The sequence below is a fragment of the Alteromonas sp. G4i35 genome (assembly GCF_054960375.1).
In genome coordinates this window covers 134,636-158,270 of the sequence record NZ_JBHNZD010000011.1, presented here as the reverse complement: position 1 = coordinate 158,270, position 23,635 = coordinate 134,636, and the positions used below count along the sequence as shown (strand labels likewise).

The window sequence follows — 23,635 nt, the reverse complement described above, 5'->3', positions numbered from 1 at the left end:
TGCCAGCTTAGCTGGCATTTTTTTTACCTCATTTCCAATCAGGTTGAGCTAATTCAGATATTGAGGACAGGTTCGCTGTGTGTATTGCGAAGGTATAGTCCCTGCAACAGAGAAAAAAACGCAACGAAGCGACTTGACGGAACTTTTGCCACCTAAGAGTTTGTCCTGTTTGGCCGTTTAACCAATTCGGTTGGAGTCTAAATGCTAAAGATTCTTATAATTTTGGTATTTCTAGTTTTTTACACCTACTTGCTGAAGCGTAGGTTTAAAGTGAAGATGATGGAGGCATGGCGCGCCGAAAAGGTTGGGGCTGAGGTTATGGTCTATGTGATGATTGTATTGCCTGTGACTCTCGCATGGCCCACTACGGTTCTTATTGAATATTTGTTCTTTTAGAAAACGTTGAATCGAAACTTAAAAAGCGCTCAAGGCACGCTATTGTGAAGCAATGCCGTTGAGCGCTTTTTCGTCTTACAGGCTTTTAGAAGCGGTAAGTTAGTTTAGAGTATACGAAGCGGCCACGCGGGTTGTGAACGCCGCCTACATAACCGTATAAGTCACCATCACCATCTCCAATAGCAAATGGAGGCTCTTCGTCAAGCAAGTTGTTTGAACCAATTACAAGGCGAAGGTTGTCGCTGTAGTTGTAACCAAACTGCAAGTCCACCAACATTTGAGAATCAACCGTTCTAGAGGTATTTTCTTCAAAATCCAATACACCGTCGAAATCAATGTCAGGCGTGTCTTCAAATTCGCCAACAAAGCTAATGTTCAAGTTGGCATCGAACGCACCTTTAGACCAGGTTGTGCCGAATAACCAACGGTGTTCTGGATAGCCATATTCGCCAGTGTACTCAAGACCGTCTTTTTCGAACTCGTTCATGTAAGACCAATCAAGGTTAAAGCGTACGTTACCGAACTCTTGCAACTCCATGCGGTAGTTAGCGCTGAAATCAACACCAGACGCTTCTTGAGATGATACGTTTTGGTAGGTGTTGAAAATCTTTTGAATTACACCTAATGACTCGCCTGGCTGCGGATCTAAGCGAACACAGATTGTGCTGTCTTGGTTATTACATTCCGCGTCGTAAACTAAACCGAATTGCTGCTCATCAATTTTGTTATCCTGCGTAATACTCCACACATCAATGCTCAGGCCTAATTCTTGAATAGGTGCGTAGATAACACCTACGTTCCAAGATTCTGACTCTTCTGCATCTAAGTTAGGGTTACCCGCAAACTCGATATTGTAATCCAACGATTCACAATCTTGACCTGTTGCATCACAGCGGTATTTGTCTACGAAGAAAACACTTTTCTGTGACGGACCAAGGCCAACTTGTGCAAGAGACGGCGCTCTAAAGCCCTGAGCCCATGAACCGCGCACGGTTACTTCATCACTTGGCGCCCAACGTAATGCGATTTTAGGATTAGTAGTGCTACCAAAGTCGCTGTAATGGTCGTAACGACCAGCTAGTTGAAGCTCAAGCTGTTCAGCTAAAGGTATAGAAAGCTCTAAGTATGCTGCATACTGGTCGCGTTCAGCTGAGGCTGAAACCGATTCAGTACCGAAGATTAATCCGCGCTGGAACTGAACATCAGGAACGTCAGATACTTGCTCTTCGCGATATTCAACACCTGCTGCCATCATGACAACATCGTCGCCGAAGCTGAATGCTTCACCGGTAATGTGGGCGTCAACGCTGGTCATTCGAGATTCACCACGGCGTACAAGACTTGTAGTAATATCATCAATTACACTTTGTGGGTTAGTAACGCCACCAAACGGGTTGTAGTTACCAAGGTTAATTTGTTCCTGAAGCCAGTCAACGCGAACCCACCCTTGTGATTGATCACCGCTTTGCTCTGAACGGCTGCGGCCTTTTTGTACAGACGCTTCCCAGTCATAATCATTGAATGTACCACGAAGGCCAGCGACTAAACGAAGGGTGTCAGATTCGATATCCCAGCGACGGGCACCTGCATCAACAGGGCGGTAGCGACCAATTTCAATGTCTTGTCCAAACGGGTTATCAGGATGAGTACCCGGAACGGTTAAACCGGCATCTTCATCAAGAGGTGTTGCTGCACCACCTGCTTCAGACGTATTGTGCTGCATTGCAACTTCCATAAATGCTGTGGTTTCATCGCCAACTTTATAGTCGAACTGACCAATAAAGCCAACGCGTTCAGATGCCGGTATGGTTAAACCGAATGGGCCATAATCGAACAAGCAGCTACCAGATGCCGTTGCGCTATCTTCAGGACAGTCAGGGTCGATAGTTTTAACGCCGTCTACGTAGAAGTAGCCTGGGTAACCTCGTGACGAACGGAAGTCCATACCGCCATAAGGAGATTGGTTGGCTGTACCGTAACGACCCATTTCGTCAGCGCCAAGCGTGCTGTTGTTGAAATAGTCGATGATAACTGTAGCACTGCTTTTTTCGCTTTGAGAGCCCCATAGAATACTGGCGGTGGTCTCATCATAGCTTGGGCCTGTTGTACCACCATAACCTGCATTAATCTCTAGACCTTCGTAGTCTTTCTTCAGTACTACGTTTACTACACCAGCAACAGCGTCTGAGCCGTAAATCGCAGAAGCGCCATCTTTTAATATATCGATTCGTTCGATGGCAGATACAGGAATAGAGTTAATATCAACAAATGAGTTAGTGATACTTTCAGCAAAGGCACTTATTGCCACGCGACGTCCGTTTATTAGAACAAGCGTTGCATCTGGTCCCATACCTCTGAGGGATACCGCTGCCGCGCCATTGGCTGTTGAATCTTGGCTGTTATTACGTGTCGAGAAGGTACCCGCACCTGTGGCCGGCATACGCTCGAGTAATTGTTGAAGGTTTTCATAGCCCATGCCTTCAATCATTGTTGCATCTATTGATTGAATAGGTGAAGGGCCTTCCATATCTGTACGTTTGATACGAGAACCGGTGACTGCAATTCGTTCAAGGTTGGCTGCTTCTTCGTCAGCTTGCTGTGCATACGCAGGAGATAGAGAGGTTAATCCTGAAAGTGCTAATCCCACTGCAATTGCACTTACTTTACGACCTTGTTTCATTGTTATTTCCTTATTTCCATTTTACTTGTTGTGTGTTTTTGCAACACGATGATGTTGCAAAATTATGAATAGCACTCCTAATACTTAAGTTGCAATAGGGGAAAACACGAAAGATGTGACACTTGGTTACAAAGTGTGTAAACCATGTATTACTTTTTTAAATGTGAAGCGGGATGAAGCGGCCGTGAAGTTAAACTAAAAACAGCGTAAAAATAGAGGGTTGCGGCTTAGTTAATTGGTGTTGAGGAAGTGGGAATTTGATAAGGAACAAGGCCGCTATTTGTAATTCATTAGTAAGAATTTACGTATATGCAATTGCTCCTACATTTTTCTTTATATACGTGAATATCACCGCTTTATCAGATCTGACCAGATTTTTTTTGCCGAAAAATTGAACGCAAGTAAAGGTCTAGCTTGGCCTTTTTGCAAGTAAGGATACTGTTCAGCCCTAGTGAAGTGATGTGAAAAGCCTGTCTTTTCGCGGTAAATACATATCGTCCGGATCTAGTGAAAATGCTACAGAGCTGGCTTTGCCCTGAATTTCTTCAATTGGAATGAAGCCATAATAACGAGAATCAACGCTATTGTTCCTATTATCCCCCATTGCCAGCACGTGATCTCTGGGCACAGTGATCAAGTTAAAGTTTTTCGCAGGGCTAGGTAATGGGTTAAGCGCTATGGTTCGTGTTTGCCCTAAAATCTGCTCGGAATAAAGATTGTGACCTTTGACGCTTAACGTTGCTTTTTCACCATTGATAAAAAGAACGTTGTTTTCTAATTTGACCTTATCACCTTCAATGGCAACCACACGTTTAATGAGTCTGGTATCAGCTGCATTACTGTCAATAATTACAATGTCACCGCGATTGATGTTACCAGTTTTCGCGACAACAACGTCTGTGAACGGTAATTCTAGCGTGTAGGCTGATTTATCAACCACTACGCGGTCGCCTACTTGAATGGTGGGCTCCATAGAGCCTGTAGGGACATGATACCAATCAGCAACACTGCTTCGAAACGAGAAAAGCAAAACCATAAATAAAATGAAAGGCAGGTTGTTCTTAACGCTCTGTTTTAGATTTAACACGGCTTCGGTTCTCACTTTTCGTAGATTGCTCGTTAGATCAAAGTTTTATCACGACATGGCTTGTGTAATAGATGTAGATTGTAAATTACCTAATTTGTTCAAAATTGAGGTGTGGAAAATGTAACGAACTATGTCGGTAGCTAATTAAGGTTGCTCTAGCTACAGGGTATTGAGCGTTGAAAAAAAAGCAATAAAACTCATATCAATCATATGTTTATATTGCACTCTGTAAAAGATGAACGCCGCCCGTTTAGGCATGCTAAAAATGTCTGAAAAAGGAATGTCATGGCACTGGTGGTGCACTTGTGGTACTTGTTACATTTTTGACTGGCAAAGAACATATATAATGCTTGAAACATTCAAACGAACAAGAATGTACACTGCAATTGCTCTAATAACACTAAGTGCAGTTTCGACAGGGTGTACGCATAACACCAATGATCCACAAAATGTACGAACTGCTTCCGATATAACCAGCGAAACAACCGCTAATGCAGATAATAGTACTGCTTCCCTAAATACGTCACTGTTCAACGTGGACTACGAGCGTTTTACTCTGGATAACGGGCTCACCGTTGTACTGCACGTTGACAGGTCTGATCCCATTGCTGCTGTCGCCCTCACTGCGCATGTGGGTTCAGCCAGAGAAAAAGAAGGGCGAACAGGTTTTGCGCACTTGTTTGAACACTTACTTTTTCTCGAATCAGAGAACTTGGGAAAAGGCGGTCTTGATAAACTCAGTGCGAAAATTGGCGGCTCAGGTGCAAATGGCTCGACGAGTCGTGATAGTACCAATTACTTCCAAACTGTACCCATTGATGCTTTAGAAAAAATGATCTGGGCTGAAGCCGATAAGTTGGGATTTTTCATCAATACCGTAACAGACCCTGTGCTCGCCAAAGAAAAGCAGGTGGTGAAAAACGAAAAGCGCCAGAGTGTGGATAATCGTCCTTATGGTCACAATCAATATGTGATTGATAAAAACCTTTACCCTGAAGGGCATCCTTATAGTTGGCAAGTGATTGGGTCGTTAGATGATCTGCAAAACGCAACGCTTGCTGACGTGAAAGAGTTTTTCAAAAAATGGTATGTACCTAATAATGTGGTGCTTACCATCGCGGGTGATATTGACGTAAATCAAACTAAAGCGTGGGTTAAAAAGTATTTCGATGAAATTCCTGCGGGAGAGCAAATCAATAAATTACCGCCTCAACCTGCGAAGCTCAATGAGACTAAAAAACGATTCCATATAGATAATTTTGCACAAGCGCCACTTTTAACTATGGTGTGGCCAACCGTACCTGAATATCACGATGACTATTATCCACTTCAAGTACTTTCTCAGTACTTAAGCCAAGGCAAAAATGCTCCGCTGAACAAGGTGCTTGTTGACGAGAAGAAGCTCACCAGTGATGTTTATCTTTATGGCTATGATGCTGAGATCGCTGGACAGCTACAGCTGCAGGTTATGGCATTTAATGGCGTGAACTTAAACACTGTTGCAGATGGAGTTAACGAAGCGTTCGCCCGCTTTGAGAAAGACGGGATTTCTTCCAAGGATTTGGCGCGCATAAAAGCAGGTCAAGAAACAGAATTTTATCAAGGACTTTCAAGCGTCTTAGGTAAAGGTTTTCAATTGGCGCAATACGAAATCTTTGCGGGCGGGGCTGAATTTATCAGCCAAGATGTTCAGAAAATTCTGGGCGTTTCACAACAAGATGTAATGCGTGTTTATAGCACCTATATCAAGGATAAACCGTTTGTCGCCTCTAGCTTTGTACCTAAGGGACAGCAAGAGTTGGTGTTAAGCGGCTCTACTGAAGCTAATGTAGTGGAGGAGCAAATTGTCGCGGGGGCGGAAGAGAGCTTTGATGCGTCAGTTGCGGCTGAATACGAACGTACTCCGTCATCGTTTGATCGCACGAAAGAGCCTGCTTATGGTGAATCAATAGAAATTACACCACCTAAGGTTTGGCAAAATACACTGTCGTCTGGCATCAAAATAACGGGTATTGCTAATGACGAAGTGCCATTGGTCGCGTTTGAGTTAAAGCTAGATGGTGGCATGCTTCTAGACTCAGAAGGTAAAACAGGAACCGCCAATTTACTTGCCGCAACCTTGCTTAAAGGTACGGCGGAAAAAACACCCGAGCAGCTGGAACAGGAAATTGAGCTTTTAGGCGCTTCTCTGGAGGCCAGTGCTTCTGAAACTGACATTACTATTAGCGGAACGGTATTGTCTAAGCACTACAGTGACTTAATGCAGCTCGTCACTGAAGTGATACTTTCTCCTCGCTTTGATGAACAAGAGTTTGAATTAGCTAAAGACGATACAATCAACCAGATTGAACAAATAAAAGCGAACCCTAATGCCATTGCATCGGTTGAGTTTAAAACACTGCTTTACGGAGAGGCGCATCCGTTTGCTCAAACGGTTCTTGGAGATAAGCAAACTGTAGATGACACAACGCTCGAAGATGTTAAGAAGTATTACGAGAAATACTTCACACCGTCATTGGCAAAGTTCCATGTTGTGGGAGACATCAAACAACAGAACGTTGTAAAAAGCCTAGCGTCACTTAATGCGCGATGGTTACCAAAAGATGTTACTTTTGCGAAGGTACCAGAGCCCAAGCTGCCAGAAAGCGCCCAACTCTTTTTCTATGACGTTCCTGGGGCTAAACAGTCAGTGCTTTATTTCGGCCATTCCGCCCCGAATGTTACTCATGATGATGCTTATAAAGTCAGTGTGATGAATTATCGTTTAGGCGGGGGCGGTTTCGCCTCACAGCTTATGCAGGAACTACGTGAAAACAAAGGCTACACCTATGGCATTCGTTCGTCGTTTTCTAGCGATCAATACACGGGTGAATTCACCATACGAAGCGCCGTAAGGTCGAACGTTACCTTAGAAGCAACGCAAGCTATCATGGATATATTTGCAGCGTTTGGCACAAACTATTCAGATGAAGATTTAGACGTTACGAAAGGGTTTACACTTAAATCTGGCGCTAGGGCGTTTGAAACGTTAGGCGCTAAATTGAATATGGTTAGCGAAATTAGCGACTTTGGCTTGCCCAATGATTACGTTTTACAGCAAGAAGCTGAGGTAAAAGCGTTAACCGTTGGTGAGATAAAGCGCCTTTACGGTAAATATGTACATCCTGATAGAATGATTTATTTGATAGTAGGGGACAAAGATACCCAGTTCGAACGTTTAGATGTGCTTGGGTTAGGGAAACCAACCTTGCTGAACCCTTAGTTCATGTTTTACGTTTTGCGAGCATTATAACGGCCGTTAATAAGATCAAAGCCCGTGTGAACAGCGTTCACGCGGGCTTTTTTATTAAAATGAGTGCTATATCTGAAATAGACAAAATTATTGTGACCAAAAACGTGCTTAATCAACGTAACCGAATAGGGTGGTCTGGTGATGCCTGCCAAAAAGCTGTGTCGTGGACCAAATACTATGTAATTGAGGAAAACGTCCTAGTTAAGCAAAGAGTTGCAGGAGGCATGAGTGACAGAAAAAGTGAAGGAGTCTGGGCATAGGGAGCAAGACGTTGCCCTTAGTCATACTGAAGAAAAAGATGTACGAGATAATCAGAGCTTAAATTCTGTTTCTTTGTATGCCATTGTCCACAGGGAAGGGTTAGAAGAACTTCAGCGTCCTATGATGTCATTGTGGTGGTCTGGTGTGGCGGCAGGCATTGGCATCTCGATTTCAATTCTTGCTGAAGGAATTCTGCATCACCTCTTTGCAAACTCTCCCAATCAGTTTGTTATCGAAAACCTGGGCTATACGGTTGGTTTCGTGCTGGTGATTGTTGGTCGACTTCAATTGTTTACCGAAAATACGCTTTCGGTCATTCTACCCTTGTTGAGTAAACCTTCGTTCAATATGGGCTTTTGCATTGCGCGCCTGTGGTTCATCGTTTTCACCGCCAATATGTTCGGCACCTTTTTGGCTGCGTTTTTCAGCTTTTCGCTGCAATCTGTTCCACCAGAGCTGGTTGAAGGGATGACCGCTATTTCTGAACATTATGCCAAGCTATCACCATCAGACGCTTTCTCATACGGCATTACGTCCGGGTTTATCATTGCCGCTATTGTTTGGATGAAGCCTTCGGTTAAGCATTCTCAAATATTGATGATAGTTATTTTTACTTATTTAATTGCTATAGGAAATTTTACGCACGTGATAGCCGGTTCAACAGAACTTTTCTTGTTAGCACTGCAAAATAAAATAAGCGTTCTTGAAACACTCTCACTAATTGGTGCAACATTACTAGGAAATATTGTGGGCGGAACGGGGCTGTTCGCGCTGCTGGCTTATGGCCAAGTGGTAAGGGAAATCGAGAAATAGAGAAGTCAAAAAGTGCCCCTTGGTGTGCAAACAGTGGTTAATTGAAATTAGCTGCGTTATAACATGCCGTTTAAACCACTAAGGGGTTACGGTGCTTCGCTTTCTAACAACAATAATTCTTGTCGGAAGTGCATTTTCATGTGCTTTTGCTGAATCAATCATTAAACCTATCATTTCTGAAGCGTCTGTTTCGTTACCTAGAAGCAAAATGGTGACAATAGAAGATACGGAAACTGCACGTAAATATACGTTATTTGTACAGTTGCCAAAAAGCTATAACACATCTCCTTCCAAGGATTACCCCGTAATATACACAACAGATGCGCCTTACAGTTTTCCTATTATCGTAGGCTCTATGCGAATGCCAGTAAACGTAGGCCAAATGGAAGAAGCGGTCATAGTGGGGTTGTCTTATTCCCTAGAATCAAAAGGCGTAGAGAGTAGAGTAAGGGACTACACTCCTGCCATAGCCAATAGTTGGAAACTGGAAACCGGTCTTGCTGCTGAGTATCTGTCATTTATTAGACGAGATGTATTAACATTTATTGAGTCTACATATCGAGTAGACGCCAATCGACGGACTTTTATTGGGCATTCATTAGGCGGGCTATTTGGCGGCTACGTGCTCATGCAATCTCCTGAAACCTTTTCTAACTATGTGCTTGTTAGCCCTTCAGTGTGGTTTAATGACGATTACTTACTAACCTTAGAAATGGCTGAAACTCAATCGCCCAAGCGTGTTTACATTGGTGTGGGAAGCTTAGAAACGCCTGAGTTTGGCGAGGGTCAAGATATGGTTGCGGGGAGCAAAGCATTGGCAAGTAAAATCAACGCTAAGGCAGATCAAAACATAACACTACAATTGCATGTTATCGGCGGTGCGTCACATGCGAGCGTGTTTCCCACCGTTGCTATCCAAGGGATCGATTGGATATTGGGAACGCCGCGCTAGTCGCGTTTCTTTAACCGAGGGCTCACTTTTTGTTCGATTGTTAGACAGGCTAAGCAGTGTTAATTTCAATAAAGTGCAAAGCTCTGCGATACAAAAATGCCCTTCGTGTAGAAAACGAGAAGGGCATTTTTATATAAGAATGTAATTTAAATCAACGCCTTAATCAGTACGCTAGTTACCGAGTTGTTGAAAGTAGAAACATTACTGCACTTTGAGAGTTAAGACCTCAAAATTTGCTTTTTTCTTCGAAAAACTAAAAAAGCTAAAGCACTCATCATTAAGCTAAAGGTTACTGGAGCGTTTACAGGAGTGTTTGTTGGTATTGAGGATGTATTTGTGAACGTGGCCGAAAGTATTTCATGAGTACTTGCATAGGAGCCTGTTCCGGATGTGAATCCCAAGAATGCATCGGTTGAACCTAAAATAGAGGCCACATCTAAAATTCGTGAAATGCTACCTCCTTTCGTTGAATCGGTTTCCATGGACCAAGAAACATCGAAAAGCTTGCTAATTCCGTCGAAAGTTATCAGAACATTCCAAACATCGCCTTCATTGAATCGGAATGGTTCATTGACGTTATTAGAGGTATTAACGTTGCCGTTAATACCTATGCCAACGTGGTTGCCGTTATTATTATCCCAACTGGTGTTATTAAAGGTATCAAACTCAACCGCAACTGAATTATTTATACCTTGATATCCTAAACCACCACCAGCACCGCCCACGTTTGCATTTTGTGTCTGTATTACAAAAGCAAGACCGTCTGCTCCTAAGCCGTCAGTATCACCGCCTAAACTGTTATTGTCTATTTTGAAAGAAAAGCTTGTCGCAAATGAAGAGTCGTTGATGAGAGAGATTGCATTTGTGGTAAAAACTGAACCGCCTTGCCACGCAATATTATTCGTTAGCTGCAGGTTGTTATTTACTACCTGCGTGTTGCCGTTTAGCGTAAGCCCCGTAGTGTCGGAGAAATCATTGTACTCAATGACTGTTGCAAAAGACGAGAAGCTTCCTAAAAGCAAAAAGCATGAAAGTACTTTTTTCATTACATATCCTTATGTGGTTAGTGAACATTGTTAATTAAACAATCACAGTGTAAGCATTATCCATGCCTTCAGGTAATCACATTGAAAGTATGAGATTTTTTCTGCGAATACGAACTCATTGTAAAAAAAGTGGACAATTTTAGAGCGATGTTTAGCTTTTTGAGGAGCGTTGGGAGATGTATTTAGGAGTTCAAAGGCCTCTAATACGTGAACGTTTAGAGGCCTTGATGTTAACTTTTGCGTAGATCGCTGTTGCTATTATTATTTATGACGCTCACGCAGCACGTTAAGTGCATCGTTAAGGGACATATCGCTCGCCTGAAGCAGTACCGTCAAGTGGTACAACAAGTCAGCGGCTTCGTTTTTAAGCTCTTCTTTGTCGTGTACAGTCGCAGCCAATGCGGTTTCTACACCTTCTTCGCCCACTTTCTGCGCTATGCGCTTAATGCCTTTGTTGTAAAGGCTAGCGGTATAGCTACTTTTAGGATCAGCGTCTTTACGGGAAGCCAATACACGCTCTAAATCTGCAAGAAACGTAAAGGCTGGTGTGTTGCCGTCGAACCAACAGCTTTCAACACCAGTGTGGCATGTCGGGCCGTTAGGGTTGGCAAGTACCAACAGTGAATCTTGATCGCAGTCACAAGCAACGCTCACTAAATCTAGCGTGTTACCAGATGTTTCACCCTTGGTCCAAAGACGCTGTTTTGAACGGCTGAAGAATGTCACTTTGCCCGTTTCAAGGGTTTTCGCCAATGCGTCTTGGTCCATGTAGCCCTGCATTAATACCTTGCCAGACAGTGCGTCTTGCACAATGGCGGGTAGTAGGTTGTCCATTTTGTCCCAAGCTAATTTATTGCTGTTTTCGTTAGTAATGATCACGGGTTTACTCCTTCTGCTTGCGCCGTTAATCCGTGACGCTTACGCATGGCAACGCCATTGCTGGTCAACTCTGCTTTCAACTCATCAATGTTGATGATGCCTTTGTGAAATACTGATGCTGCAAGCGCGCCATCTACGTCAGCCTGTTGAAACACATCCGTAAAGTGGGCAATTTCACCTGCGCCACCCGACGCAATTAGCGGCACTTCACAGACATCGCGCACGGCTTTCAGCTGCTTCACATCGTAGCCTTTGCGCACGCCGTCTTGGTTCATGCAGTTCAGTACAATTTCACCAGCACCGCGCGACTGAACTTCTTTAATCCAATCGATGGTTTGCCACTGGCTTTTTTGCGTTCGCGCTTCATCACCAGTGAATTTGTACACTTCGTATTGGTCGGTTGCTTCGTTATAGAAACTGTCGATACCAATCACGACGCACTGTTGTCCATAAACGTCGTGCAGCTGGTTAATAAGGTCTGGATTATTAAGCGCAGGGGAGTTAATCGAAATCTTATCTGCACCCATTTCCAAAATACGCCCAGCGTCTTCAATACTCTTAATGCCGCCAGCAACACAAAAAGGGATATCAATAACCTGTGCAATACGGCTTACCCAGCTTTTATCTACTACGCGGGCATCAGAGCTCGCGGTAATATCATAGAATACTAGTTCGTCGGCACCTGCTTTCGCATATTGCTCAGCAAGAGGTACAATATCACCAATAATTTCGTGGTTTCTAAACTGAACGCCCTTAACAACTTTGCCGTCGCGTACGTCTAGGCACGGTATTATGCGTTTTGCCAGCATGCGATAGCCTCCTTCACCGTAAACTTACCTTCAAGTAGTGCGCGCCCAAGAATAACGCCGCCAACGTTTGTGGGTTTTAGCGCTTCGATATCAGCGATGCTGCCAATACCGCCAGACGCTTGCCAGCTAACGTGTGGGAAACGGGCTGCCATTTCTTGATACAGCTCAGTGTTCGCACCTTGTAGCGTGCCGTCGCGGCTAATGTCGGTACACAGCACATGCTTTGCGCCTACTGTAGCGAAGTCTTCAAGCAAGCCTTCAAGGGCTACGCCAGAATTCTCTTGCCAGCCGTGGGTAGCAATAAGCTTTTCACCGCTGTCGCTAATATTGATATCAAGGGCCAATACAATGTGCTCTGGGCCGTATTTTTCTACCCAAGACTTTACAAGCTCGGGTTGTTTTACCGCCAAAGAACCAATCACTACGCGGCTTACGCCCGTTTCTAGTAATTGCGCTACTTCTTCTTCACTACGAATACCGCCGCCGGCTTGAAACTTCATGCGCTTGGTATCGACCATAGACTTAATTAGTGAAAGCTGACGTTTACTGGTGTCTTTAGCGCCTGTTAGGTCAACAATGTGCAGCCAGGTTGCACCTTGGTCGGCATAGTCGTGAACCACGTCTACTGGGTCCAGTTCGTATTGGGTTTTCTGCTCGTAGTCGCCTTGATAAAGGCGTACTACGCGTCCGTCAATAAGATCAATCGCTGGAATAATCATTATAGGTTCACAAAGTTAGTCAGTAATTGTGCTCCGGCCTCGCCAGAACGCTCTGGGTGAAATTGCACCCCGTAAAAGTTGTCTTTATTTATAGCTGCTGAAAACGTATTACCATAAGTGCAGCTTGCAAGCGTGTGCTCGTATTCAGGAACGGCAAAACTGTGCACAAAGTAAAAGTAGGTATCTTGTGGGATGCCCTTAAATAGACTTTCTTCTTTATGAGAGACTGTGTTCCAACCCATATGAGGTAAGCGCACGCCTTTTGATTCCATGCGAGCCACATGACCTGGCATTAGGTTTAAACAGTCGATGTTGCCTGTGCCTTGAAAACCACCTTCAGCGCTGGTTTCAACCATAAGTTGCATGCCTAAACATACACCTAGCACAGGTTGGGTAAGCGACTGCAGGGTTTCCACTAGCGCTTTTTGCTTAATGCTTGCCATCGCTGCTGCCGCTGTTCCTACGCCGGGCAAAAACACTTTATCAGCGCTTTTAATCACGTTTACATCGTCAGATACGTCCACTTCAACGCCTAAGCGTTCAAGGGCGAAGCGTACCGATGAGATGTTGGCGCAGCCGGTATTTACTATGACTATTTTTTGTCGCTGGCTGGGGTTTACCACTGACATTACAGGGCTCCTTTACTACTTGGTAGCGCGTCGCCGTGGCGCGTAATGGCTTGACGTAGCGCACGGCCAAATACTTTAAACAGGCTTTCTACTTGGTGGTGTGCATTACCTTCGCTGGTGGAAAGGTGTAGCGATAGCCCCATGCTTTGTGCAAGCGAATAGAAGAAGTGCGGTACCATTTCGGTGGCCATTTCACCTACCTGATCGCGGCTAAATTTAGCGTCAAACTTAAGGTGTGGACGGTTAGAAATGTCCATAATACATTCCGCACGACATTCATCCATTGGCAACGCGAAACCAAAGCGACCAATACCGCGTTTGTCGCCTAATGCCTTTTTAAGCGCTTCACCAAGGGCAAGCGCGGTGTCTTCTACACTGTGGTGATCGTCAATGTGCAAATCGCCATCGGTAGTCAGGTTTAGCTCGAAGCCACCGTGGGTCGCAATTTGGTCAAGCATGTGGTCAAAAAAGCCCATGCCGGTTTGAATTGTCGACTTAGCCTGCGAATCCAAATCTACACGCACGCGAATGTCGGTTTCAGAGGTGGTACGTACCACTTCTGCAATACGTGAAGACGCTAACAAGCTTTTCTGAATATCGTTCCAGTTTAAGCTTTCACGGTTGTACTGAAAGCTGCGAATACCCATGTTTTCAGCAAGCTGTACATCGGTAATTCTGTCACCAATAACAAACGAACGAGTGAAGTCCACTTTGCCTTGCTGTAGGTATTCTTGTACTAAGCCAAGCTTTGGTTTGCGGCATGTGCAGTTATCAGCATCGAAGTGCGGGCAAATAAGCACGTCGTCAAACACTACACCCTGGCTTTCGAAAATGGCCATCATGGCATTGTGTGGCTTGTCGAAGTCTTCTTGCGGGAAACTGTCTGTACCCAAGCCGTCTTGGTTACTTACCATCACAAGTTTAAACCCAGCTGCCTTAAGTTTAAGTAGCACAGGAATAACGTTTGGCTCGAAAACAAGCTTCTCTAAACTATCTAATTGCTTATCTACTGGCGGCTCTTCTACGAGTGTACCGTCGCGGTCAATAAATAAAATGGCTTGCTGACTCATGCCGCGTCCTCATTATTTTTGAATTCGTTAATTAGCTGCATTAAACGCTGGTTTTGCTCTTCAGTGCCTATGCTTACGCGTAAACAGTTTTGTAAGTTAAGCTGTTTCGATTGATCGCGAATAAGCATGCCTTGGCTTACCAAGTACTGCATTAGGGCTTGCGCTTTTGCGTAGCGGAATAAGATAAAGTTTGCTCGTCTATCACCCACTAATTCAAAGCCTTCGATAGATTCCAGCGCTTCGGCTAGGGCCTCTTTTTCCCGGTTAATGGTAGCCACCTGAAGCTCAAGTAACGTTAGCGATTCAGCCGACAAAGCTTGTGCAGCAATCTGCGCTACTGGCTCTGGAATGGGATAGGGCGCTATCACTTTAAGTAGTGCCTGGATGACGGGTGCCTGAGCAAGTGTAAAACCACAGCGAAGACCGGCAAGAGCAAACGCTTTAGACAGCGTACGAAGTACCACCAAGTTTCGATAGTTGTTAATCTCATTTGCCCACGTATTGTCGGCATCGAACTCAATATACGCTTCATCTACAACAACCAGTGCTTTATCGGCAAAGTGATTGAGCACGGTTTTAATATCTTCACGAGCAACTGGCGTACCGGTTGGATTGTTGGGCGCACAGATGAAAATCACGTTAACGTCATCTTCAGCGCATACAGCATTCACGTTAAGGCTAAAGTCGTCGTTAAGCGGCACTTTCTTAATGCCCACATCACAGGTTTCAGCACTGATTGCGTACATACCGTAGGTAGGCGGGCATATCAGAATGCTGTCTTTACCCGGCGTGCAGAAGGTGCGAATAAGCAACTCAATGCCTTCATCTGCGCCGCGGGTAACTATAAGCTGCGATTTGTCTAACCCGGCGTAGTTAGCGTAACCACTCACTACCGCTTCGGGCTGACATGACGGATAGCGGTTAAAGTTACTGCTATCTACGCTGTATTCGTTGGCATAAGGTGACTCGTTGGCATTAAGCCAGTCTTGACCGCCTGAAAACAAGCGACGAGCCGATTCATACGGCTTTAGCGGCACTAAATTTTCGTTAATTAGGTTATCGATAAGTGCCGACATTAGGCGTCTCCTTGCTTAAGTGCCTGCATGCGAAGTGCAACGGCCTGTTCGTGTGCATCCAAGCCCTCGGCAGCTGCAAGTGCCATAATCGCAGGGCCTAAATTACGCATGCCGTCTGCGCTTAGTTCTTGAATAGTGTAGCGACGCATAAAGTCTAATAATCCAAGGCTAGAGTAATTCTTAGCATAGCCATAAGTTGGCAGTACGTGGTTAGTGCCCGACGCGTAATCACCTGCAGATTCTGGTGACCACGGGCCTAGGAATATAGAGCCTGCGTATTTAATTTGTGGCAAATAATCACGGGCATTCTCTATTTGTACAATTAAGTGCTCAGCAGCGTAGGCGTTACTTGCTTCAATGGCTTGCTCAATGGAATCAGCCAAAATATAACGCGCATTTTCCATAGCAGGGCGTGCAATCTCAGCGCGTGATAGGGTTGCTAATTGACATTCAACCGCGGCTTTTGCTTCTTCAATAAGTGTAGCGCTGTTAGACACCAAAATAGCCTGCGAGTCTGGACCGTGCTCGGCTTGGGAAAGCAGGTCGGCCGCTACAAACTCAGGGTTTGCGAACTCATCAGCAAGTACCAACACTTCTGATGGGCCGGCCGGCATATCAATAGCTGCACCATCAGCACGTTGGCTTACTTGCTGTTTAGCTTCAGTCACAAAGCTGTTACCCGGGCCAAAAATCTTATCTACTTGAGGAACGCTGTCTGTTCCCAAGGCCATAGCGGCGATTGCTTGGGCACCACCACACAAGAAGATCTTGTCGATGCCGCATTTTCTGGCCGCATACGCAATTTCAGGCGCGATAAGCTGTTCTTTGTTTGGTGGAGTACAAAGTAGCTTATTTTCGCAGCCCGCCACCAATGCAGGTACGCCTAGCATCAATACGGTAGAAGGAAGCGGCGCGCTGCCGCCTGGAATATAAAGACCCACTGCATCAAGGGCGGTGAAGCGCAGCTCGCATTTAACACCAGGCGTTGTGGTTAGCGCGATATCACTAGGCATTTGCGCTTCGTGAAACATTTTTATGTTGTTGAACGCAGTATCGATAGCACTTGCTACCTCTGGCGTTACCTTCGCAGCAAGAGCATCAATGTTTTCTTGTGAAAGTACAAGGCTAGTTAAGTCTGGGCAGTCAAATTTACGTGTGTAATCAAGTACTGCCTCATCGCCTTCTTTTTCAACGCGGGCGATAATGTCGCCCACGGTCTGCTTTAACTGTTGGCTATTGGCCATAGCCGGGCGGGCTAGCGCCTGTTTTTTCTCATTTACCGAAAGAGATGACCAAGTAATCATAATTGCCTGCCTTTTAGCCCATCATTTTTTCGATTGGCATTACAAGAATAGAGCTACAACCAAGGGCTTTAAGTTTCTCCATGGTTTCCCAGAACAAGGTCTCTGTAGAAACAACGTGGATAGCTACTTGTTCTTCATTTCCAGCAAGTGGTAGAACCGTAGGATTTTCAGCACCTGGAAGTAGGCTTTTCACCTGCTCTAAATACGCTTTTGGTGCGTGTAGCATGATGTACTTGCTTTCTTTTGCTAGTAATACGCCATCAACACGTGGCATTAGTCGGTTAACCAGTGTTTCTTTCTCGTCGCTAAGCTCGCCATCAGCGCGCTTAATAAGTACCGCTTTACTGCGGAAAATAACGTCTTTTTCAACAAGACCGTTAGCTTCAAGGGTTGCACCGGTAGATACAAGGTCACAGATAGCGTCAGCTACACCTGCTCGTGGGGCCACTTCCACAGAACCTTGTAGCATTACAGCCTTTGCATTTATGCCCTGTTCTTTGAAGTAGCGCTCAAGTAGGTAGGGGTAAGTTGTTGCTACTTTTTTGCCTTCTAGCGACTGGATTCCTTGATAATCCATCTCATTAGGTACCGCAATAGACAGGCGGCAGCCGCCGTAGTCTAGACGACGCAATACTTCATATTCGAATGGCTTGCCCGCAGCTTTACGCTCTAGCATTTTCTCTTCTAGCTCATTTTCGCCAATAAAGCCTAGGTCTACTACACCATCCATAACAAGACCTGGAATATCGTCGTCACGCACGCGAAGCAAATCAATAGGCTGGTTCGTAGAATGCGCAATCAGCAGGCGATCACGAATATTGAGTTTAATGCCTATAGCTTTCAGTAGGGCAATGCTGTCATCGCTCAATCGACCTGATTTCTGTACGGCAATTCGAAGTCTTTTGCTGTTACTCATTGAAACGTTCCTTACACGTTGTGTTTTAACTTTTGATTGCGCCTAAAACGAAAAACCCCCGGAAGTTTCCTTCCGAGGGTCGAGAATTTGTTTTATCTGCGCCACTGGAAGGATACATAGACCTTCCAGCACGAACCTGAAAGGTTATGCTTTGTGGTGATGGTGATGTTTCGTCGCGCAGTTAATCATTTTGAAAATTTTAATTCCTAATTTCGAACGGCTGAAACATTAGCGTTTTGAATTAGGATTTGCAAGGCTAAAGTGAACTCTTTTGGCACATTAACTCTAATTTAATGTGTATATAATAAAACAATTCGTTATGAATTAGTTTTGAACCGTAATTTTAGGCAACTCGTTGCCGATAAGTTATAGAGACAAATGCAAACTTCTGGAGGGCGTATGAGCAACGATCTACTGTTTCCCATTTTGCCTCGCAACACAAAAGTGCCGATTGAGACGGACGACCGCGTGAAGAAAGTGCAAAAGACCAAAAAGTCCGAGCATTTCAGTGAAGAAGAGCGCGATCAGTTTCAAGACGTGAAGCGAACTGAGATTATCGAAAAATCAGCTGAAAACTCGAAAGATAAAGAGCGAGGTAACAGCGAGGGTGGGCTTAAGCATATTGATATTGATGTTTAGCGAAACTTGTTAGCGTTAGGTTTTGCTCGCATTGAGTTCTTCAAATAAAGCCGCAATTTGATTCGTCACTTTGTGCTTAGATAAGTAAAAAGGCAGCGGCATTCGCTTAGAGTGAGACTCTTTCACTTTTACCGTGGCACTTATATAACTTTCTAACACTGGCAAATCTTGCTGCTTAAGTGTCTCAATTAACTCTCTTGGAAGCTTTGCTTGGCTATTGAATTGATTAACAACAATACCCAACAAACGCAGTTCAGGGTTGTGGTCTTCTTTTAGTTCCATCGCATTTTCAAGTAAACGCTCAATCGCCTGTGCCGAGAAGTCGTCGCAATCAAAAGGGACGCAAAAGCCATCAGCAGCAATAAGTGCCGCTTTAGAATAAAAATTAAAATTAGGAGGCGTGTCGATAAAAATGTTGTCGAATTCGTCTTTTAACTCCTTTAACGCGTCTTTAAGTTTAAAAATTTTGTATCGTGACTCGAGCTCTCGCTCGACTTCTGCCAACGCAGAAGAAGAAGGCATAACGAAGAGGTTTTCATAAGGCGTTGCATGCACGAACGCGTTAGGCTTCTTGGCTGTTCTGAAAATGCCAACTACTTGTTTGAACATATCGGCCACGGTAAGGCTTTGTTCACTGGCGTTAAATCCCACGTAGTGAGTACTATTTCCCTGAGCGTCTAAGTCTACCAATAAGGTCTTATGACCCAGCTTAGCGCTTTGCGCAGCTAAATTGGTGCTAATGGTCGATTTGCCTACGCCGCCTTTTTGATTAAACACCACGATTATCATAAGAAATCCCTTCGTCAGTTGTGTTTAAAATATGCCCAATTAAAAGTGCTTATGCAAAATATTGTTTATGGTTTAATGCAAACTGAATACAGTTGTCCCAAACAGTGAAAAAATCAACATCGTAAAACAACGTGGTTTTATATACCTAGAATGGAAAGCGTTATGGTTAATATAAAAAAGTCTATATGGCAGCTTGCAATAATGCTTCTGGCGGTTTGGATGTCCAATAATACTTACTCAGCCGATGCATACACTGCGCAATATTACGCGGATAAAGGATTGAAAAGTGCTAAGCATTTTCCTGGATTGGCGAGTCTTTGCGATATTAGTCAAGAGCCGCGGAATATGTTCGTTATTAGCGAAAATAGGCGCGAGAGATCCAAGCGCAGTAATGGTGTTAGCGAAGTAAAAGGAAATGCTAAAGTCCGTCGTCAAATTCCACCTCAACAGGTCTTCGATAACCTTTATTATGTCGGCGCTGGCAACGTAGCAAGTTGGGCAATTGATACGGGCGAAAGTATAGTTTTAGTAGACGCGCTAAATAATAACCAACAAGCTCAACAGTATATTCTTAATGGACTTTCGGCACTGGGGTTGGGAGATAAGCCTGTTTCCCATCTAATCATATCTCATGGACACGGCGATCATTACGGTGGTTTTGGGCTGATTAAATCAGTTTATAGTCCACGTATTGTGATGAGTGAAATTGAGTGGCACGTGTTAGAAAACGACGCGTTTGCAAGCTATCGCTGGGGAGCAAAACCTGAAAAAGATTTACTGATTGAAGATGGGGATGTACTCAACGTGAATGGCACTGAGTTAGCGTTTTATGTAACGCCTGGACATACACCGGGTACGCTTACTATCGTTCTCCCTGTGATCGATGGAGATGAACGGCATCGCGCTGTATTATGGGGCGGCACAGGGCTCAATTATGGTCCGGATGTCGCAAGAATAAAGTCTTATACAAACTCGGCCAATGCAATGAAAGCGTTGGTGAAAGAACAAAATATTGATGTATTTTTGTCAAATCACCCTGGAAGAGACGGAACAAGAGATAAGCTTAAGGCGTTAACGGATAGGAAAGATAATCAGGCACATCCATTTATACAAGGAGAAGATGTGGTTGTTGAAGCATTTGAGCTTCTCGAGAATTGTACAAGAGCACAGTGGATGCAGATTGAGGAAAACCGTGCTCAGTAAAATGTGAGCGATATGATTCTCAAGGCAAGAAAGAGAGAAACCGTAGACTTGCTCCTTCTGCCTTGAGATTTTCAAACGTTATTTCTGTAGCATTTTGTGTTTATTAAATCTTCTTGCACTCAATAAACTTACTGCGAAAATAAAAATTGCAAATGTAGAGGGTGCACTTACCTCAGTTGAAGAAGAGGTTGTAGCAAACGAGCTAGCTAAAATGATCTCGCCGTTGACAATCGGGTTGTTGGTCAAGTTAAACACAGGCCCGGTTAACGGCCCGCCAGCAGGGAATAGTGCATCGTAAAATGCATTTAGTGAGAAATCATCAAAAGATACTCTAACCGCGTTGCGTGATTCTGTGCAAGAGGTGTTGGAACACGACTTTTCGACTTCATTAACAAATATTCCCAAGCCAAAGTCAGCGATATTCAAACCTGCAAAGAGAGACTGATTTTCAAGTGCAGTAGCCGTTACGGTATTTCCCCAAAGATTCACTTCCACATCCACGATGTCTGATGAACCTGCTGTAGATAGATTCACGTTTGAGCCGGTCGTGGCGTTTCCGTCAATTTGCGAGATTGTGGAAAGTACATCAGCACTTAGCGTTAAAAAGCCACTTATTCCAAGTAAGTCTGAAAATAAGTCAAGATTAAGGTCGTTTATGGTTCCGCGGCCTGACGTAAAAAAGCTTGCCGGAACAAAACTCGTTAAAGACGATTGAGATTCACCTTCAATAATGGCGGTGGATAGCGCGCCATCAAACTCTGTAACGTCGATGGGGCTGCCCAACGTACCCGAAGCATCTGAGCTTGCGCCAATGATAGTGTCAATCTGAGAATAATTTTCAGGAGCACTACCGCTGGTATGAGCTAAGTTGATAGTTGAGTTAGCGATTGCAGAGACCATACCTCCTACATTACTTGTAATGGAAAGATCGACATGGACTGCATTCCCATAACTGCTGCCTATAATTGCCGCGTTAGTTGAAAAGCCTACCGTCGCCGAAGCGAACAATGCGCTCGTTAATATTGTTCTTACTACTGCTCTTATCACTTTGTTGTTGTGTGGTTGCATGATGAAACCCTCGTTTATGGCTTAGCGTGCTGCTAAGCGAGCCTTTTACAAGTAAAGCGTAGTCACGAGTGTTCAATTCAGTTATGAGGGTTTCCCCCTAAATTTAGACTTTCGTATACACGGCGGTGGTAAGAGAAGCTATGGGAACACGACACTGCTTATTACTGTGATTCAGACAGCCTAAAGATTTAGAGCGGTAGCGGGCAGTTGTGCAGAAAAAATAAAAAGGCCTCTTGCATTTAAGAGGCCTTCGGTGTGTTGGAGCGCTAATCGCTAATATGGTTAGGAATAGTTAGGGCAGAATTAGTTTAGTTCTTTATCTACCCAAAATTTCGTGCCTTTAACAGTGGCCTGTAATGTAAGGCCGCTTTCAGTCATAGTATACACTGTGACGTTACCCAAGTAGCCTTCGCCTTCTGCAGATGCACCTTTGTTACCGGCTTTCGCTGCTACATCCGCGTTACCACCTACGGTCCATCCATTTTCAATAAAGTGATTCATCGCTTTTTGTGTGTGGAAAACCATAACAATTCGGTAATCTTTTGCGCCTAAGCCAAGGCCTACGCCACCTTCGGCCATATTCATATATGTTTTTGCGCCGGTTACATTATTGTTTACAACACCATAGCCTGTGCCCGCCGCCACAAAGAATACGTTGATGTTAGCATTGGTAAATACGGCGTAGCCGGCAGCGTCTTTTACCTGAGAGCGCGTATCGGGCTTTTCAGAATAAAGGCGGGCAAGCGCGTTATCTTGCATATCTAAAATAGCTTGTCGCTTTTCAGCAACAGTTCCGTCGCCCATCGAAGCGCACGCCGTCAAGGCTAACACGGCAGCCACAAACACAGATTTAATAGCTAACTTACTTATTTTCATGCAATTCTCCTTAGCATGTAGGTATTTTATTAACTACAGAAGAAGACCATTCTTACTGTTTCTAATTCAATAAAATACCGTTTTAATTTACGTCACATTAGTTGTACGCAAAAAACGTGCTAAGTGATGCATGGAACATTGAAAACTATTGGTCTTACTTGCTAGTACACCTGCAAGTCGCTACCACTCAATTTCAAGCTCTAACGCACCGGGATGATCGGTTTGACCAACCATTTCTTCATACGGTGTGCTTTGACGGAGCCAAACTTTCTCAAAGGCTTGAGAGTCAAAATGCTCCCTAATCTCGTTCAAACAGTGAAACGTTTTAGGTTGCGACTTGTTGTCGCGAACCAAGGTGCGTGAGGCGCCCATACCGGTTGATGCGAGGTAATTGCCGCCTTCTAGTGACTCGATGTATAAGTTCATAGTGTAACCCTCATTAGGTCGCAACTCGTTTTAGCTGCGTCTTATATCTAATTAGTCGAAAATAGCCACAATGATCATTAATTTTGTGTCATACACGATAAGGAGCCTTACGCATTGGTTGCATTTCAAAGCAACACGAATTACCACCACTTATTCGAACATACTGCGATCCCCGCCTTTTGCATACATTCATGAACACGCTCTTTGTCTTCTAAATTTAAAAATGATCCCACTTCAAATTGCTGCAGAGGGGCTTGTAGCACAAGCTGTGGCGCACATTTTAAGCTCAAGTCTTTTTTATAGTACAAGGACGTATCAGGGCGGAAGAATTCTATGCTGATACCGTTTGAGCTAGTGACTTGAATGCTGTTTGATGAAATTAAGAGCGTCTCCCAGCGGTATGTTGCTTTAGAAACCAAATACATAATCAGTGCCAGTAACCCGACCTCCAATCCTGCAAAAGGTAATATGACCCACGCACCGGCCAGTGACCAAGCAATAGCTATCGAGCTGATAAAAAGGGCAAAAGCTGCAATAAGGTGCTTTGTCTGTTGCCATGTTGCTGAGCGGTTTGGCGAAAGATGCAGTTGCACCTGGTGCTCAAATGTAGATACTTCAACCATGTTTTTTAAAATGCTGTATATGATATCTGTGTAAGTAAAACCTTATACGTAGTGGGATAACAATAGTTTGAAAATTGTACAG

At 44.3% G+C, this 23,635-nt stretch carries 22 protein-coding genes and 1 other annotated feature; of the genes, 6 read left to right on the top strand and 16 right to left on the bottom strand.

What is annotated here, in order from left to right:
* Positions 1-481: 481 nt before the first annotated feature.
* Both ACFI6L_RS09105 and lepB read right to left on the bottom strand, forming a co-directional pair.
* On the bottom strand, positions 482-3,076 hold the full coding sequence (locus ACFI6L_RS09105) for a TonB-dependent receptor (RefSeq protein ID WP_462573833.1): 2,595 nt from the start codon (positions 3,074-3,076) through the stop codon (positions 482-484).
* Between the two features lie 448 nt (positions 3,077-3,524).
* Positions 3,525-4,178, bottom strand: coding sequence for a signal peptidase I (lepB, locus tag ACFI6L_RS09100; protein WP_039225189.1), 654 nt, complete (start codon positions 4,176-4,178; stop codon positions 3,525-3,527).
* A 331-nt stretch (positions 4,179-4,509) separates the two neighbouring features.
* Here lepB and ACFI6L_RS09095 point away from each other — a divergent pair, with 331 nt between their 5' ends.
* The 4 genes from ACFI6L_RS09095 to ACFI6L_RS09080 all read left to right on the top strand — a co-directional run bounded on the left by ACFI6L_RS09095 (position 4,510) and on the right by ACFI6L_RS09080 (position 9,481).
* Positions 4,510-7,425, top strand: coding sequence for a M16 family metallopeptidase (locus ACFI6L_RS09095; RefSeq protein ID WP_462573832.1), 2,916 nt, complete (start codon positions 4,510-4,512; stop codon positions 7,423-7,425).
* A gap of 89 nt (positions 7,426-7,514) precedes the next feature.
* Complete coding sequence (locus ACFI6L_RS09090) at positions 7,515-7,715, top strand: hypothetical protein (protein WP_462573831.1); 201 nt, start codon at positions 7,515-7,517, stop codon at positions 7,713-7,715.
* Positions 7,684-8,529, top strand: a complete 846-nt coding sequence (locus ACFI6L_RS09085) for a formate/nitrite transporter family protein (RefSeq protein WP_039225192.1) — start codon at positions 7,684-7,686, stop codon at positions 8,527-8,529. Before ACFI6L_RS09090 ends, ACFI6L_RS09085 begins: the two co-directional genes overlap by 32 nt.
* A gap of 91 nt (positions 8,530-8,620) precedes the next feature.
* The gene (locus tag ACFI6L_RS09080; RefSeq protein ID WP_239301767.1) at positions 8,621-9,481 is read left to right on the top strand and encodes an alpha/beta hydrolase-fold protein; all 861 of its coding nucleotides are present in this window, start codon (positions 8,621-8,623) and stop codon (positions 9,479-9,481) included.
* Between the two features lie 218 nt (positions 9,482-9,699).
* Here the strand turns inward: ACFI6L_RS09080 and ACFI6L_RS09075 are convergent, their stop codons facing one another.
* The 9 genes from ACFI6L_RS09075 to hisG all read right to left on the bottom strand — a co-directional run bounded on the left by ACFI6L_RS09075 (position 9,700) and on the right by hisG (position 17,929).
* Positions 9,700-10,527 (bottom strand): lectin-like domain-containing protein, encoded by an 828-nt coding sequence (locus ACFI6L_RS09075; protein ID WP_462573829.1) that lies wholly within the window; start codon positions 10,525-10,527, stop codon positions 9,700-9,702.
* Positions 10,528-10,788: 261 nt separating this feature from the next.
* Positions 10,789-11,406: a bifunctional phosphoribosyl-AMP cyclohydrolase/phosphoribosyl-ATP diphosphatase HisIE gene (gene hisIE / locus ACFI6L_RS09070; RefSeq protein WP_239301769.1), complete on the bottom strand. Its 618-nt coding sequence runs from the start codon at positions 11,404-11,406 to the stop codon at positions 10,789-10,791.
* Complete coding sequence (gene hisF, locus ACFI6L_RS09065) at positions 11,403-12,215, bottom strand: imidazole glycerol phosphate synthase subunit HisF (protein ID WP_014950033.1); 813 nt, start codon at positions 12,213-12,215, stop codon at positions 11,403-11,405. The genes hisIE and hisF overlap by 4 nt, the downstream gene beginning before the upstream one ends.
* The gene (gene hisA / locus ACFI6L_RS09060) at positions 12,197-12,934 is read right to left on the bottom strand and encodes a 1-(5-phosphoribosyl)-5-[(5-phosphoribosylamino)methylideneamino]imidazole-4-carboxamide isomerase (protein ID WP_039225201.1); all 738 of its coding nucleotides are present in this window, start codon (positions 12,932-12,934) and stop codon (positions 12,197-12,199) included. Before hisA ends, hisF begins: the two co-directional genes overlap by 19 nt.
* Positions 12,934-13,563 (bottom strand): imidazole glycerol phosphate synthase subunit HisH, encoded by a 630-nt coding sequence (gene hisH, locus ACFI6L_RS09055; RefSeq protein ID WP_039225202.1) that lies wholly within the window; start codon positions 13,561-13,563, stop codon positions 12,934-12,936. Before hisH ends, hisA begins: the two co-directional genes overlap by 1 nt.
* On the bottom strand, positions 13,563-14,633 hold the full coding sequence (hisB, locus tag ACFI6L_RS09050) for a bifunctional histidinol-phosphatase/imidazoleglycerol-phosphate dehydratase HisB (protein WP_462558015.1): 1,071 nt from the start codon (positions 14,631-14,633) through the stop codon (positions 13,563-13,565). The genes hisH and hisB overlap by 1 nt, the downstream gene beginning before the upstream one ends.
* Positions 14,630-15,709, bottom strand: coding sequence for a histidinol-phosphate transaminase (gene hisC / locus ACFI6L_RS09045; RefSeq protein ID WP_110288587.1), 1,080 nt, complete (start codon positions 15,707-15,709; stop codon positions 14,630-14,632). Before hisC ends, hisB begins: the two co-directional genes overlap by 4 nt.
* The gene (gene hisD / locus ACFI6L_RS09040) at positions 15,709-17,013 is read right to left on the bottom strand and encodes a histidinol dehydrogenase (RefSeq protein ID WP_462573828.1); all 1,305 of its coding nucleotides are present in this window, start codon (positions 17,011-17,013) and stop codon (positions 15,709-15,711) included. Before hisD ends, hisC begins: the two co-directional genes overlap by 1 nt.
* A gap of 13 nt (positions 17,014-17,026) precedes the next feature.
* Positions 17,027-17,929 (bottom strand): ATP phosphoribosyltransferase, encoded by a 903-nt coding sequence (gene hisG / locus ACFI6L_RS09035; RefSeq protein ID WP_014950027.1) that lies wholly within the window; start codon positions 17,927-17,929, stop codon positions 17,027-17,029.
* A gap of 50 nt (positions 17,930-17,979) precedes the next feature.
* Positions 17,980-18,098, bottom strand: a sequence feature (His leader region).
* A 230-nt stretch (positions 18,099-18,328) separates the two neighbouring features.
* Between hisG and ACFI6L_RS09030 the strand changes: the two genes are divergently transcribed.
* Positions 18,329-18,568, top strand: a complete 240-nt coding sequence (locus tag ACFI6L_RS09030; RefSeq protein ID WP_014950026.1) for a hypothetical protein — start codon at positions 18,329-18,331, stop codon at positions 18,566-18,568.
* 15 nt (positions 18,569-18,583) lie between these two features.
* On the opposite strand, the gene ACFI6L_RS09025 is transcribed toward ACFI6L_RS09030, so the two are convergent.
* Entirely contained in the window at positions 18,584-19,357 is a 774-nt protein-coding gene (locus tag ACFI6L_RS09025) for a ParA family protein (RefSeq protein WP_462573827.1), read from the bottom strand.
* Positions 19,358-19,519: 162 nt separating this feature from the next.
* On the opposite strand from ACFI6L_RS09025, the gene ACFI6L_RS09020 reads away from it, so the two are divergent.
* A complete protein-coding gene (locus ACFI6L_RS09020) occupies positions 19,520-20,560 on the top strand; it encodes an MBL fold metallo-hydrolase (RefSeq protein ID WP_462573826.1) in 1,041 nt (346 codons plus the stop codon).
* 78 nt (positions 20,561-20,638) lie between these two features.
* On the opposite strand, the gene ACFI6L_RS09015 is transcribed toward ACFI6L_RS09020, so the two are convergent.
* The 4 genes from ACFI6L_RS09015 to ACFI6L_RS09000 form a co-directional block, all read right to left on the bottom strand.
* Positions 20,639-21,628, bottom strand: a complete 990-nt coding sequence (locus ACFI6L_RS09015) for a hypothetical protein (RefSeq protein ID WP_462573825.1) — start codon at positions 21,626-21,628, stop codon at positions 20,639-20,641.
* Between the two features lie 303 nt (positions 21,629-21,931).
* Positions 21,932-22,504: a lipid-binding SYLF domain-containing protein gene (locus ACFI6L_RS09010; protein ID WP_014950022.1), complete on the bottom strand. Its 573-nt coding sequence runs from the start codon at positions 22,502-22,504 to the stop codon at positions 21,932-21,934.
* A gap of 180 nt (positions 22,505-22,684) precedes the next feature.
* On the bottom strand, positions 22,685-22,954 hold the full coding sequence (locus ACFI6L_RS09005) for a DUF6482 family protein (protein ID WP_257721543.1): 270 nt from the start codon (positions 22,952-22,954) through the stop codon (positions 22,685-22,687).
* Between the two features lie 116 nt (positions 22,955-23,070).
* Complete coding sequence (locus tag ACFI6L_RS09000) at positions 23,071-23,553, bottom strand: DUF2244 domain-containing protein (RefSeq protein WP_014950020.1); 483 nt, start codon at positions 23,551-23,553, stop codon at positions 23,071-23,073.
* Positions 23,554-23,635: the final 82 nt, after the last annotated feature.

Bases quoted from the DNA above. Each gene is read 5' to 3' on its own strand.
- ACFI6L_RS09090 (WP_462573831.1), top strand. From the start codon at position 7,515: ATGAGTGCTATATCTGAAATAGACAAAATTATTGTGACCAAAAACGTG.
- ACFI6L_RS09030 (WP_014950026.1), top strand. From the start codon at position 18,329: ATGAGCAACGATCTACTGTTTCCCATTTTGCCTCGCAACACAAAAGTG.
- ACFI6L_RS09020 (WP_462573826.1), top strand. From the start codon at position 19,520: ATGGTTAATATAAAAAAGTCTATATGGCAGCTTGCAATAATGCTTCTG.
- ACFI6L_RS09105 (WP_462573833.1), bottom strand. From the start codon at position 3,076: ATGAAACAAGGTCGTAAAGTAAGTGCAATTGCAGTGGGATTAGCACTT.
- hisD (WP_462573828.1), bottom strand. From the start codon at position 17,013: ATGATTACTTGGTCATCTCTTTCGGTAAATGAGAAAAAACAGGCGCTA.
- ACFI6L_RS09015 (WP_462573825.1), bottom strand. From the start codon at position 21,628: ATGCAACCACACAACAACAAAGTGATAAGAGCAGTAGTAAGAACAATA.
- hisG (WP_014950027.1), bottom strand. From the start codon at position 17,929: ATGAGTAACAGCAAAAGACTTCGAATTGCCGTACAGAAATCAGGTCGA.
- ACFI6L_RS09010 (WP_014950022.1), bottom strand. From the start codon at position 22,504: ATGAAAATAAGTAAGTTAGCTATTAAATCTGTGTTTGTGGCTGCCGTG.
- hisB (WP_462558015.1), bottom strand. From the start codon at position 14,633: ATGAGTCAGCAAGCCATTTTATTTATTGACCGCGACGGTACACTCGTA.
- ACFI6L_RS09025 (WP_462573827.1), bottom strand. From the start codon at position 19,357: ATGATAATCGTGGTGTTTAATCAAAAAGGCGGCGTAGGCAAATCGACC.
- hisC (WP_110288587.1), bottom strand. From the start codon at position 15,709: ATGTCGGCACTTATCGATAACCTAATTAACGAAAATTTAGTGCCGCTA.
- hisH (WP_039225202.1), bottom strand. From the start codon at position 13,563: ATGTCAGTGGTAAACCCCAGCCAGCGACAAAAAATAGTCATAGTAAAT.
- ACFI6L_RS09075 (WP_462573829.1), bottom strand. From the start codon at position 10,527: ATGAAAAAAGTACTTTCATGCTTTTTGCTTTTAGGAAGCTTCTCGTCT.
- ACFI6L_RS09000 (WP_014950020.1), bottom strand. From the start codon at position 23,553: ATGGTTGAAGTATCTACATTTGAGCACCAGGTGCAACTGCATCTTTCG.
- ACFI6L_RS09095 (WP_462573832.1), top strand. From the start codon at position 4,510: ATGCTTGAAACATTCAAACGAACAAGAATGTACACTGCAATTGCTCTA.
- hisF (WP_014950033.1), bottom strand. From the start codon at position 12,215: ATGCTGGCAAAACGCATAATACCGTGCCTAGACGTACGCGACGGCAAA.
- hisA (WP_039225201.1), bottom strand. From the start codon at position 12,934: ATGATTATTCCAGCGATTGATCTTATTGACGGACGCGTAGTACGCCTT.